The organism is bacterium (assembly GCA_030018315.1).
In the GTDB taxonomy this organism is placed as follows: domain Bacteria; phylum Hydrothermota; class UBA3073; order JACQXS01; family JAGMCI01; genus JASEGA01.
Window position 1 is genome coordinate 1 of the sequence record JASEGA010000037.1, and the last position, 13,446, is coordinate 13,446.

Consider the following 13,446-nt stretch of genomic DNA (forward strand, 5'->3'; position numbering starts at 1 on the left):
CTGATTGGAAAACAAAGAAAGGTGTACCTGCTAAAGTAGTGACACGTGAGTTCATTTACGCAAATTACACAGGCAGGGATGATGCTGAAATGATACGCAACTTTATCATTGATGCTAACTCAACTTGGGGTACAATTTGGTTTTTACTTGGTGGTCAATGTGACTTTGAGAATGGTCAAGAGATAATACCAAGAAGGGATATATTTTGGATGCCAATGTTAGGCGTGCACCACTATCCGGATGATGACACTGTGCCGAGTGACCTGTATTTCTCAGATTTAGATGGCACATGGAATGCAGATGGTGATAATGTATGGGGTGAGCCAACTGATGGTTTAGACTTTTACTCAGATGTATTTGTAGGTAGGGCACCTGTTAGAAATTTAGAGCAGGTGCAAACATTTGTGAATAAAGTGTTAACTTATGAGAAAGGTATAGCAGCCGGATATGAAAAGAGAGTTCTACTGCCAGCAACCCTTTTGTTTCATATGCCACCTTTCCCAGATTATTGGGGTGATGTAGTAAACAATGCTATTGCAGATATAACGCCAGTAGGCTGGTTAGATGCAAAATTATATGAATCACAGGAAAATCTTTCAGTGTCAACTCTAAGAGACTCTTTAAATTCAGGTTTTGGCTTTACGCATATTGCATCGCATGGTAGAGAGTATGGCGTGTGGATAGTGGATGACTTCTTTGACTTAGATGATGTAGATGGGCTTATAAATGGAGGTAAGCTCCCAATAATTAATGCAATAAGTTGTATGGTTGGTGCAGTTGACTATGTGCCGGGTGGTGACTGTTTTGCAGAGCATTTTGTTAATAACCCTAATGGCGGTGCAATAGCTACAATTATGAATTCTAGATATGGGTGGGGTACAGCAGATTATATGTGGCTATCAGAGGTGATTGATACTTCATTATATCACGAAGTATTTTTTGGTAATTATCCATATAAGGGACATTTGGGTGTAGCTAATGCAGTATCAAGGGATAACTGGGTCTATATGACAGGACAGTCAGACCCTATTGAAGCAGGGCTATGGGTTTGGTGTATCTCTGAGCTTAACCTAATTGGTGACCCGGAACTGCCTATGTGGACTGATGAGCCAAAAGAGCTGGTTGTAGGCCATGACAGTGTCATCCAAATAGGGGGGACGAGCCTTAAAGTTAGTGTTACAAGTGATGGAGTAGCTGTTGACAGTGCGTATGTTTGTGTATTTAAGGAAGGTGAAGTATACTGCCGAGACTACACTGATGCAAGTGGTAATGTTATGTTCAACTTACCAAGTTCATTAGCTTCACCTGGCACTATGTTTGTGACAGCTACGAAGCATAATTTTATACCTTATGAGGGTGTAATCCGTATTACAGTAGCAAGTGGTGCTTGTATGACTTATGACCATTATGAAATAGACGATAGTTCCTGTAATAATAATGGGAGTGTACAACCTGGTGAGACTATAAAGTTGACAGTCACTATACACAATGTCGGAGTAGATACAGCTCACCAGATTGCAGCTGTGCTGAGGACAGCTGATTCATACATCACTATCACAGATTCAACTGATTCCTGTGGTGATGTGTTACCTGACTCATACAAAACTGGTGAGTTTGAATTTAGTGTCTCAACAAGTATCACAGATTACCATAATATACAATTTGAACTTGTGATGAGTGATAAAAATAATACTACATGGGTAGCGCATTTCTCTATCCCTATAATGACACCTATTTTAAGATTCTATTATTACTTGGTAGATGACGATTCACTTGGTGATAGTCACGGTAATAACAACAAATTTATACAACGTGGTGAGACAATTGAGCTACCACTGAATTTGAGGAATCTTGGTAATATGTCAGCATATAATGTAAGCGCAACTTTATCTACTTATGACACTTTTGTAACAATAATTGATTCTATAGAAGAGTTTGGTGATATATCGGAATTTGATACTGGATTTAGCTTTGATGCATTTGCAGTTAAGATTAAAAGGAGCTGCCCAATTCATCACCCATTAGAATTTTATTTAAAGATAGTTGATGAAGATAATTTCACTAATGACTGGTTGGATACCCTATGGATTAATCCTATGCAACCCGGTGAAGTAATGAGTAAGTTTACTTCTCCTGCTGGGATTTCTCACGGAATAGCTTCAGATGGTGATAAGTTATGGGTGACTGTTGCGATTCCTTCCCTCATCTATGCAGTAAATCCTATAAATGGCAGTGTTATAAAAACAATACCTGCACCAAGTAGTAATTGTATGGGCTTAGCTTGGGCTAATGAATACCTGTGGGTACACGGTGGAGTTCCTCACCGTCAAATTTATAAGATTGATACAACAGGTAATTTACTACAGGGATTCCAGTCTCCTGCTCAAACCCCCTATGGCATTGCTTTTGATGGTGAGCACATTTTTGCTGGTGATTTAGACAAGATATTTGAGCTGGATACAGATGGCAATGTCATATCAAGTTTTACTATCCCAATTCCTTCCGGCACCCATCCAGCAGGGCTTGGATTTGAGCAAAGTAGCCAAAACTTGATTATAATGATGCAGTTTAGTAGTGATTCTTGTATAGTTTATGAAATTAGGAGGGATGGCTCAATTGTGCAAACTCATTCCTTTAAAGCACCTACTGCAGAAGGAAGTGGTGTAGATTGTGACTTAGTTACAGGTGATTACTGGCTTATTTGTTGTCCTGCTTCCTATTGTAATGAAATATGCAGAGTAGAAGGCTTTTATCCGTGGCCACCCACACCATCAGCAGATATAAGAGTGAGACCGGACTCACTCGGAGTTGAGTTACAGCCAAATGATACCACATCACAACTGATGCGAATTAAGAATGTTGGTAGAGATACACTTACATTTAGTATAAGTGAACTCATTGATGTAACCTGGCTTACTGAAACTCCTACACAAGGTAAGTTAGCCCCTAATGACAGTATTGATATAATAGTATCTTACAATGCAGCAGGACTAGCGCCTGACTCCACTTACAACACAGCTATTGAAATAGTGTCAAATGACCCAGATGAGCCTGCAGTTTCTGTTCCTGTAGAATTGACTGTGACAGTTGGGACAGAAGAAGCGTTACAATTACCAAAGGTATTTGCAATACACCAGAATTTACCAAACCCATTTAACAAAGCGACAGCTATTAGATATGAGTTACCGGTAAGGAGCAAAGTCTCTATTAAAATCTACGATATAACAGGTAGCCTCGTCCGTATACTTGTGGATGGGATACATAGGGCTGGCTATTATATGGTTACCTGGGATGGACGTGATGATGTAGGTAAGAAATTAGCAGCCGGTGTATACTTCTATCAGATTAATGCGGCTGATTTTATATCTATAAAGAAAGCAATATTAATTAGATAGGAGGTATAATGAAAATATTGATTGCTTATTACTCGGCTGGTGGAAATACGAGATACATAGCAACTGAGATTGCAAAAAGATTGGAAGCCCATATAGTTGAACAGATAAGGATAGAGCCTGAACAAGAATATACAAATGTATTTTCAAGATACATTATTGGAAGCAGGAGAGCGAAAAGAGAAGTGAGGACAAAAATAAGGCCTACTAAGTCAGACCTCAATTTATACGATTTGCTAATACTTGGTTTCCCAATATGGGCAGGTAAACTGCCATCACCTGTTCTTACTTATATAGATAGCTTAACTAATTGTAGTGGTAAAAAGGTGATTACATTTGCGTCTAGCTACTGGAATTTCAACAGGTATAAAAAAGTAGGTAAAAATGAACTCGAAGCAAAGGGGATGGAAGTCATATTAGCACTATCATTTAGGGGAAGGGCAATAAAAGAGGATGAGTTAGCTAAAATTGACCAAATAGAGGGTGCTGAAAAAGTAGTATAATTTTGTAATGTCATTGCGAGCGACAGCGAAGCAATCTCGTATTTTCGGGGTCTGGGATTGCCACGCTCCGATAAATCAATCGGGGCTCGCAATGACGGTTCTCGGGGCTTTTTCAGCACTTTCCCAAATAAAAAACTTGACTTCTTGATGAGAGTATTATAATGTGGGAGGATAGGACATAATTCATGTGGAGAAAAGGAGGTGTATGATGTGTAGGTTAATTGCTATCCGCATCAGGCGGATTATGATAGTAGCTGTGATTAGGTTACCGCTCTTATTTCTATTTTCTATTTCCCAATTTCTAATTTCTCCCAAGACAGTGGTTGCTGACTGGGAAAAGACATACAAGCCCGGAGATGGGAGTACTAAGTATTGCTGCTCGGCAGGACAGACTCAAGATGGTGGCTATGCTTTAGCTGGATGGGCTTGGTGTTCTCCTGATGTCCGCCGTGTCTATCTTATAAAGACAGACCAAGCTGGTAATTTACTATGGACAAAGAGATATACTGGAGTTGCTAATCACGATGAAGGTTACTCAGTAGCAGAGACTCAAGATGGTGGCTATATTATAGCTGGGTTTACTGGTGAAATGGGTCCATCAATATGGTGTAATGCTTGGCTAATAAAGACAAATTCAAGTGGTGATACAATTTGGACAAAAATGTATGGTTCAGGTGGCGAAGGTGGCTACTCAGTGGCACAGACAACTGATGGTGGCTATATTGTAGCTGGAATAAGCCTTAAATATGGTCCAGTAAATTGGGATATATATTTAATAAAGACAGATTCAGCTGGTAATTCACTATGGACAAAGACATATGGTGGACCTAATAACGACTATGGCTATTCAGTAGCACAGACTGAAGATGGTGGCTATATTATAGCTGGATATACTAAGTCATATGGGGCAGGGGGGTATGATGTCTACCTGATAAAGACAGATAAAGTTGGTGATATACTCTGGACAAAGACATACGGTGGAACTCGTGATGACTATGGCTACTCAGTGGCACAGACTGAAGATGGTGGCTATATTATAGCTGGAGAGACTAAGTCATATGGGACAGGAACGCCTCTATATTCTAATGTATATCTTATAAAGACAGATCCAGTTGGTAATACACTATGGACAAAAACATATGGTGGAGCTAGCAGCGAGATGGGTTACTCAGTAGCACAGACTCAAGATGGCGGCTATATAACAGCTGGATTGACCTTCTCATGGGGTGGAAGTCCTGATGCATATCTTATAAAGACCGACCCTACTGGAGTAGCAGAAACCAGCAATGTATACAAATCTGGGTATTGTAGCCTAGATATAGTGCCTACTATAGGGACTGGCATTTTTAATATCAGTTTCTACATTCCAAGCAGTGTGAATCTGCAGTCAGTAAGCCTTATTATCTATGATGCAGCTGGTAGGTTAGTAGAGACACTGGTTAGTGTGAAGAATGAGCCCGGATATTATAATGTGACCTGGAGTCCCAAAGGCTTTAAGGCTGGTGTTTATTTTGTGAAGTTTACAGCTGGCAATTTTAACTTGACTAAGAAACTGATTTTGATACAGTAAGTACCTAGTTTGTTTCAGTATTATGTTGAGGTAAGACAGAACATTATGAGGTTAGCTCAACTATCATTTGATTCAATAGAAATAGATGGCACCATTATTAAAGCTTTGTCACACACAACTTTTGAATTAAATGAACTTGATAGTTTAGCAAATGATATATTTGAACAATACAGGGATAAAATAAACAGAAATGCAAATAAACTTGGCATATGCGATAGGGAAGCGAATGCATACACATACCCAATAGTGTGCAAAGGGGACAAGCCTACTTTTATCTATTTTGTAGTCTATAGCTTAGAAACTATTGGAATATCAGTTAAGTCAAAAAGTAAAGATGAGGCAGATAAGCTTTATCGTATTTTTAGGGAGCTACGTAGTGTAAATGAGGATATTGAATACATAAGAGAACATGTGAAGGGGACACTTGACGAAATTGTTGCCTCCCTCCTATGGCAAATAGGTGGTATAAAGGTAAGTTTAGGTGACCTATCCCCTTTGTTTAGAGTTGACGAGCGTCTTAATTATAGCCCAATTTATATAGATGTCAAGTGCTTATCAAGGTATCCAATGTACAACGATTTCATAATAGGGGAGGCAGCTGCTTTAGTTGGGAAGCTTGATTTTGATATGATTTGCAGCATTGAAGCTGGTGGCATCCCATTTGGAACAATGATTGGAGATAAGACCAACAAGCGTTCTTTTTTTGCAAGAAGAGAGAAACGCTACCCTGAAGCTTCATTACTTGAGATAAAAGAGAACGAAATTTACAAGAAAAAAGTGCTACTTGTTGATGACACTATTGTAAAGGGATGGACAAAGCATAGAATAATACACGAAATAAGGGAAAGAGGTGGTATAGTCAATGATTGTCTTGTAATATTTGATAGACAGCAAGGTGGTAAAGAGACACTGTCATCTGTTGGGGTTAAGCTACATTACTTGACAAATAGGAAGGCAGCTCTCTCAAAGGCAATCCCGCGCTCAATAACCTATTTGACAGATAAAGAGTATACCAAAGTAGTAGATTACTTCACAGCCCCAAAAAGGTGGCACAAAAATATGAACCTACCTTACCAGGAACTTAAAAAGTAGGGGTAATTCACGAATTACCCTTACTGCTCCTACCTTAACAAAAGCAGTTGCTTAGTTAGGCTATTGTCTCCAATCCGTAGCTTACAGAAATATATGCCACTTGGCAGTCTATTCCCACTTTCATCAGTGCCATCCCAGGTAACAGAATTGAGAATTGAGTAGCGAGAATCGAGCAATGGAAAAGACTTAACTAATCTACCAGTTAGGTCGTAAATCTGTAAAGTTGCAATGCTAAAGTATTGCCATATATCTGATTTCTGAATTCTGATTTCTACAGTTCTGTTAAACGGATTTGGAACTACTTTTAACCCAATAATGGTTGAAGTAGGAGACGACTTGGTTACTTCTTCATCTACTCCGGGAGATGGCACATACTCCAAAATGCACCCATCAAACCAGCCTACCCAGGCGTGACGATTATCAACCGCTGTTATCCATGGGGGACTAGTTGCCATACCGGGCCAGCCAAACTCCATCTCAAAAGACATGCCCCCATCCGTAGAATGGTAGATACGCCAAGAACTCAAAACCCAACCCTCCAAAGAATCAGCAAATCCAACTGAGCAAAAATCATACTCAATCTGGACAGTAAATACCTCTTCCCAACTCTCACCCCCATTAGTTGTTCTAAAAACGACTCCTTGACTCTGTGTCTCAAATGGACGACGACCATACCCATGACCAACTGCCCAACCAGTTGTCCTGGACACAAAGTGACAAGCATACAACCCACACATAGTAAAGGAGGTAGAGACTGGCTGTCTTGTCCAAGTCTCACCACCATCAGTGGTATGGATAACCAAAGGATGGGGGATTAGATGTGAGTCTAATACACCGACAGCCCAGCCACATTCAGGGTCTACAAAATCTAAATTATTGAACAGCCAGTTATAAGGAAAATCATAGATACCCCATGTGGTACCACCATCAATGGTGTAAAAAAGAGAACCATACCCTGTGTTAATATTCCAGCCATGTAAAGTATCAACAAACTCAAGCTTCTCACAACTGAAATGTGGATAGGGTTTAGTTTCCCATGTTTGTCCCCCATCTCTTGTATGATATAGACCACCAACCCCGCCTATCCACCCAATATCAGGGGTGAGAAAAAAGACATCGCGAAAGTCAGGAAATGTAAGACCATAACCAAAACCAGAGTCTGTCATCACTTCCCACGAATTTCCTCCATTCTCAGACCTAATAAGTAAAGAATTAAGCCCGCATGCCCATATATGTGAGCTATCAACAGCATGAATCCTACAAAGTATATCCCCATTATTTTCATATACCCAATTATTACCTCCATCTTCAGTGCGTAAGATAGTCCCCATACACCCAACTGCACAGGCTTCATTAGCATTTAGGGCAGACACTGACCAAAGAGTATGAGAAGTTGGGCAGTGCTGTCTTGTCCATATCCTACCACCATCAGAAGTATGCCAAATAGCACCCCATCCCTCCCTACCAATTCCTATACCGCCACACCCAATCCAGCCATTTAGAGAATCTGCAAACGAAATAGTAGTTGGAAACGGACCGACAGAGGTAGTAACTGATGGGTTCCATGTGGAGCCACCATCTGTGGTGTAATAGGGAGTAGAGCTATAACTTGCAGGAGCAAACCAGCCCTTTAATGAATCTATAAAAAACATTGCAAATATATCTTCTGAAAGGGGAACTGATAGTTGAGTCCAGTTCTGTCCACCATCAATCGTTTTCCAGATGCGACCACGAGTATCATGAGGCTCACTGGCGTCATAACCTGATGCCCAACCAGTTAAATGATTTGCAAAGAATAGATTAGCAATCATCCAATTCTCATTTTGCTGTAGTGATTCCCATGTGATACCACCATCAATTGTATGAAATAAAAGACCATAAAGACCAGCTGTCCAGCCACACAGTGGATCAATAAAATGGATTGCCCATAAATTATGCTTACCCGGAAGTATTTGCTCAGTCCATGTCTCACCTCCATCTGTGGTACGCATAACTATTGGACAGGGATCTATAGGATAGCCACCACCTGCTGCCCAGCCATATTTTTCATTTATGAAGAATACTCGTAGTGCCTTATAAGAGGGCGTCTCTTGGGGTACCCATGTTTTACCCCCATCGGTTGTATGAGAGATAGAATTCCTCGACCATTGAGGCCAGAACCCTGCTATCCAACCTTTTTGTGTTTCCTTTAAGAAATAGACATCACAAGTCCGTATATACGGTATCTCATTACCCATACCACCTCTGAGTGGAATAAGACTTGGCCGCCACTCTGCAAATAAAGCCAATAACAAAACAGATGCTATCGAAAACATTACATACCTCCTTCTACATAGGGAACGGTAAGCCCCCTAAATCTAACACTGCAAAACTCGACCAATCCACATTCTTCTCTACACAATCATAAAATCACCTCCTTCCCCGATCGCAAAACTTAAATGTCACCCTGAACTTGATTCAGGGTCAAAACTACATCTAATCCCGATAAAATCTGGATAAGTTTTGAGTTGTAGATTTGACTTTTGACTTTTGAGTTTTATCTCAGTAAAAGTAGCTGCTTTGTCACACTCTTATCTCCTACTTGTAACTTACAAAAGTAGATGCCACTCGGTAGTCTATTTCCATTATCATCACCGCCATCCCAAGAAACAGCAGTTAGTAGTGAGTAGTTAGTAGTTAGTGGGAATGACTTGACTAATCTGCCAGTAAGGTCATAAATCGTTAATCGTAAATCGTTACGGTTTCCGTTTAACGAATAACGAATAACGGTCTTTCCACTGAATGGGTTAGGATATATTTCAAGCTTTAAGTTTTGAGCTTTTAGCTTTGAGCTCTCTTCTACACCCGGTGGCGTCGCTAATGTGAAGCGGCCGCTCATACTGGAGTTTGGGCCGACATCGAATTGTCCCACTTTTACATATGCATTAGTTGATGGCGTTACTGTATCCGGTATTGTCCATGAATAAAAGCCAACATCGGGCATACTAATTATCTCTATCCAAGACCCAGAGCCCTTAAAATAACTAATTTTGACAGAATCATCTGTCCCAGATGTTATCCATGTTATATCATATGTTGAACCCACATACCACACTGTACCTTCAGACGGTGATGTCACCTGTATCTGACGATAGATATTAAAGTTGACAGTGTCGTAAACAGATGACATGACAAAATCAATTACTTTAAGTTTATAATCTGAGCCCGGTGTCTTGTCTGCAGGTATAGCCCATAAGTGTGAGCAATCATTGTTAGTAGAACTTGCTATAGTAAAGTCTAGGGTACTACCCTTCCAAAGCTCTATTTTTACAAGAGGGCTTATACCACCACTTGTCCATCTTATATTATAATTATTTCCACGCTTCCAATACCCACCTTTTACAGGTGAGAAGATAGCTATCCCCGGTGGATTATACCAGCCATCTACTGTATCAAATGGAATATGATTCTCAAGTGTATCCAGAAGATATGTATCCTCGTGTCTTATTCGGATAGGTGATTTACCAGTCCCCTTGACCTTCCATGTGATATATAGAACACTGCCACTCCCACTTACAGTATAATAAGGCTCACCGGGTGGCCAGAAGAGACTACCAACCAGTATTTCTCCGTTAGCAGTATCAGCAAGTGATATCGTGAACCAAGTAGTACTAACACTTGTCATAAAAGGACCCTCTTTATGGCTTTTATACTGTATCACAGACGGGTTGTATAGTATACGAGCCTGCCAAGCAGCCATACCAACTACATCAGTAACATATAGTGAATCCTTAAAACTATCATTTACTGCAATAGCAGACTGCGTATCTGGGAGGACTGAAAATTTCGTAATCCTATGTATAGGCATTTGTGAGCTCTGTAAATCAGCAGGTGCTACTCCAACCACTCCTATAAATGAAAGCATCATTAAAATGACTAATAATTTATTCATTTTACACCTCCATCCTAAAAAATCCCAATTTTCAAGATTAGCCATTGGATTTCATTTGTCATTTGAGCTTTGACATTTGAACTTTTCTCCTTTACCTAAGCAAAAGCAGTTGTTTAGTTATACTCTCATTTCCCGCTTGTCCGCAGGATTCTGTGAATAACTTACAAAAGTAAATGCCACTCGGTAGTCTGTTTCCATTATTATCAGTGCCATCCCAGATAACAGAGTTTGTTAGTTGGTTAGTGAGTTTGTTTGTTAAAGAGCGGATAAGTTTGCCAGTGAGGTCATAAATCGTTAATTGGATGCTAGATGCTGGATCCCGGATGCTGGCAACTGGCAATTGATAACTAATAACCGTAAACTGAGTAAATGGAGTTGGATAGCTCTCAAGTGAGTAATCTATTTTGGTTGAAGGGCAAGCTTCGACTCCTATTAGTGCTATGGTGAAATCAGTATCACTCTGGTCCCAGTTAGATGCATGATAATAATCTGCTACTTTTACTCTTCCCTGAGTTGTTGGTGTATTTGGGACTCTCCAAGAATACGAGCCATCGTCTTTAGAATAATTTATATACCACCAAGTAGAGCCACCATTAGTAGAATACCAGAGCTTGACATAGCCACTAAGTCCTACAGGTGTCCATTTGATAGTATATATACGGTCCACATATAAGGTAGTGTCACCATTTGGAAATAATAGCTGTATCTGTTCTGATATTGCAAAATTAGCATTGCTAAAATCGTAAACAGAAGGCGTGCTGACAGATGCTATTTTTATCCTATAAGTTGTATCCGGGGAACAAGAAGTTGGTATAGTCCAGCTGTATGAACCATCATTAGGAGTACTCTCTGTTATAGTTATATCGTAGCTACCCCATTTGTAAAGGTCAATTTTTACATCTCCATTTATGCCCCTACTATCCCATATTATATTGCGAGTGGAGTCAATAGCAAAAAACTCGCCCCCATTAGGACACATTACCACAATTCCCGGTGACTTTGCTATGGTAAAGCAAAAATCACTACGGTCTAAATTAGGATGGTGGATAGCATCTCCCTCTTCTTCAGATGGTGATGCAACATCCCATATTTTTACCTTTGCTCGGATAGTCGGGCTATCTGGGACTGTCCATAAGTAAGAGCCATCATCCAGGGTGCTTGAAATTATCTCTGTCCACTGTGCCCCCCCATCAGGAGTATACCAAAGTCTAACATTGGTATCAGTACCTGCAGTCGTCCATGTGATAGTGTTTGATTCACCTGCCCACCAAACTTCACCCCCATTTGGTGCTATTATTTTCAGTTGACGGCCAATCCACAATTTACCATTTGAATAGTCATAAACAGATGGTTCACTACAGGAGCTTATCTTTACTTTGTAATCGCTACCAGGGGTGCAGTCTGAAGGCGCATCCCATGACTCATCACCATCATTAGAAGTATTGCTGGCTATCGTGTAACTTAAACTACCACCCTTCCATAGCTCTATATCTACATTGCCAGTCACTGAAGTGCTTACCCATTTTATGCCACCATTACAACACCCTCTTAACCAGTACCTGTCGCAATAAGGCCATGTTACCATTATCCTTGGGGTAGCTGCTGTTGTATTATACCAGCCATCTACTGGGTCACATGGAATAGACTGAGCATCAGGATTAGCAAGTTTGACATCCTTTAAAGCTAACATTGAAGCACCATCTTTCACAACTGTCCAATATAAATAACATACTGTACCACTCCCAGTTACACCTGGATTACCTATCCAACATACACAGGCAAGGAGCGCATAACTACGCCAAGGCCTGAATGCATTATCTATCCACCAGGTTTCACCTCCCTGCTGTAAAAAAGGACCCTCCTTGGCACTATCGCATCTTATTACCTCATTATCAAAATATAGTGAAAACTCCCAGCCCACAAGAGTATCGGGACTCACAATCCCGCTGATACAGATTGAATCCATAAAAGTAGAGCCAACGGGTAGACCAGTTTGAGTTTCTGGTGATACAAACATAAGTGGAGTTTTGGGTGGCTCCATACCCAAATTCCCTTGCACTCCTCCAACAACGGAAAAAATCAATGAAATTAACCAGTACATGGCACCTCCTTCTAAAAATCAAAAATTAAAATGCAAATATCAAAATGCAAAAATATTTGGTTAGTTGGATAGTTTGTTAGTTGGCTTGATCCCAACAAACCAAATACATTTTGTCATTTTGCAAAACGAACCTAACGAACTAAACGAATTAGTCATTTGACTTCACCTCAATAAAAGCAGTTGCTTGGTTAGACTCTCATCCCCAATTTGTAACTTACAGAAGTAGATGCCACTTGGCAGCCTGTTTCCACTAGCATCAGTGCCATCCCAGGTAACAGAATTGAGAATTGAGTAGCGAGAATCGAGCAATGGAAAAGACTTAACTAATCTACCAGTTAGGTCATAAATCGTTAATCGTAAATCGTTAATCGTGTAATCGTTACGGTTTCCGTTTAACGAATAACGAATAACGGTTTTTCCACTGAATGGGTTAGGATATATTTCAAGCTTTAAGTTTTGAGCTACGAGGTTTGCGATTTCTCTAATTCCTTCTTCCGGCTTCGCTATTGTGAAGTAGGCATCGCTTGAGTCTTTAGTGCCATCATCAGATACTATTTTTATCCTATAATCAGTTCCAATAGCTTGACCTGATGGTATAGGCCAATCATATAAGCCATCATTTTGAGTGTCATATGTTATAGCACTACTGAGGCTACCTCCTTTGTAAAGATATATATCAACCTGTTGTTGTGTCATATTTGAGCTCCATTTTATAGTGTATGTGTTACCCCTGTACCATGTCTCACCTCCATTAGGTGATATAACTGTGACTACAGGTGCATCTATAGTGAAGCTGCCACTATTTGCTTGGTTAACGGCATGGAGTTGGTCTATGTAAACTACTGCACCAACTGTAG

Annotated in this window: 8 protein-coding genes; 4 read left to right on the plus strand and 4 right to left on the minus strand. The window is 40.2% G+C overall.

Going from position 1 to position 13,446, the window contains the following annotated elements:
- The 4 genes from QMD71_09210 to QMD71_09225 form a co-directional block, all read left to right on the plus strand.
- Window positions 1-3,395 (plus strand): C25 family cysteine peptidase (locus tag QMD71_09210; GenBank protein ID MDI6841005.1); only part of this gene is annotated, 3,395 nt, incomplete at its 5' end.
- An 8-nt stretch (window positions 3,396-3,403) separates the two neighbouring features.
- Entirely contained in the window at window positions 3,404-3,895 is a 492-nt protein-coding gene (locus tag QMD71_09215; GenBank protein MDI6841006.1) for a flavodoxin, read from the plus strand.
- 205 nt (window positions 3,896-4,100) lie between these two features.
- Window positions 4,101-5,465 carry a T9SS type A sorting domain-containing protein gene (locus QMD71_09220; GenBank protein ID MDI6841007.1) on the plus strand — a complete coding sequence of 455 codons (1,365 nt, stop codon included), beginning with the start codon at window positions 4,101-4,103 and terminating at the stop codon, window positions 5,463-5,465.
- Window positions 5,466-5,510: 45 nt separating this feature from the next.
- Window positions 5,511-6,557 carry a phosphoribosyltransferase family protein gene (locus tag QMD71_09225; protein MDI6841008.1) on the plus strand — a complete coding sequence of 349 codons (1,047 nt, stop codon included), beginning with the start codon at window positions 5,511-5,513 and terminating at the stop codon, window positions 6,555-6,557.
- Window positions 6,558-6,586: 29 nt separating this feature from the next.
- On the opposite strand, the gene QMD71_09230 is transcribed toward QMD71_09225, so the two are convergent.
- The 4 genes from QMD71_09230 to QMD71_09245 form a co-directional block, all read right to left on the minus strand.
- A complete protein-coding gene (locus tag QMD71_09230) occupies window positions 6,587-8,872 on the minus strand; it encodes a YCF48-related protein (GenBank protein ID MDI6841009.1) in 2,286 nt (761 codons plus the stop codon).
- Between the two features lie 221 nt (window positions 8,873-9,093).
- A complete protein-coding gene (locus QMD71_09235; GenBank protein ID MDI6841010.1) occupies window positions 9,094-10,488 on the minus strand; it encodes a T9SS type A sorting domain-containing protein in 1,395 nt (464 codons plus the stop codon).
- Window positions 10,489-10,579: 91 nt separating this feature from the next.
- Complete coding sequence (locus QMD71_09240; GenBank protein MDI6841011.1) at window positions 10,580-12,589, minus strand: Ser-Thr-rich GPI-anchored membrane family protein; 2,010 nt, start codon at window positions 12,587-12,589, stop codon at window positions 10,580-10,582.
- Between the two features lie 162 nt (window positions 12,590-12,751).
- Window positions 12,752-13,446: Ser-Thr-rich GPI-anchored membrane family protein (locus tag QMD71_09245; protein ID MDI6841012.1), on the minus strand; the 695-nt coding region annotated here is incomplete at its 5' end.

Excerpts from the sequence above, each read along its gene's own strand:
- QMD71_09215 (MDI6841006.1), top strand. The coding sequence starts at position 3,404 with ATGAAAATATTGATTGCTTATTACTCGGCTGGTGGAAATACGAGATAC.
- QMD71_09220 (MDI6841007.1), top strand. The coding sequence starts at position 4,101 with ATGATGTGTAGGTTAATTGCTATCCGCATCAGGCGGATTATGATAGTA.
- QMD71_09225 (MDI6841008.1), top strand. The coding sequence starts at position 5,511 with ATGAGGTTAGCTCAACTATCATTTGATTCAATAGAAATAGATGGCACC.
- QMD71_09230 (MDI6841009.1), bottom strand. The coding sequence starts at position 8,872 with ATGTTTTCGATAGCATCTGTTTTGTTATTGGCTTTATTTGCAGAGTGG.
- QMD71_09235 (MDI6841010.1), bottom strand. The coding sequence starts at position 10,488 with ATGAATAAATTATTAGTCATTTTAATGATGCTTTCATTTATAGGAGTG.
- QMD71_09240 (MDI6841011.1), bottom strand. The coding sequence starts at position 12,589 with ATGTACTGGTTAATTTCATTGATTTTTTCCGTTGTTGGAGGAGTGCAA.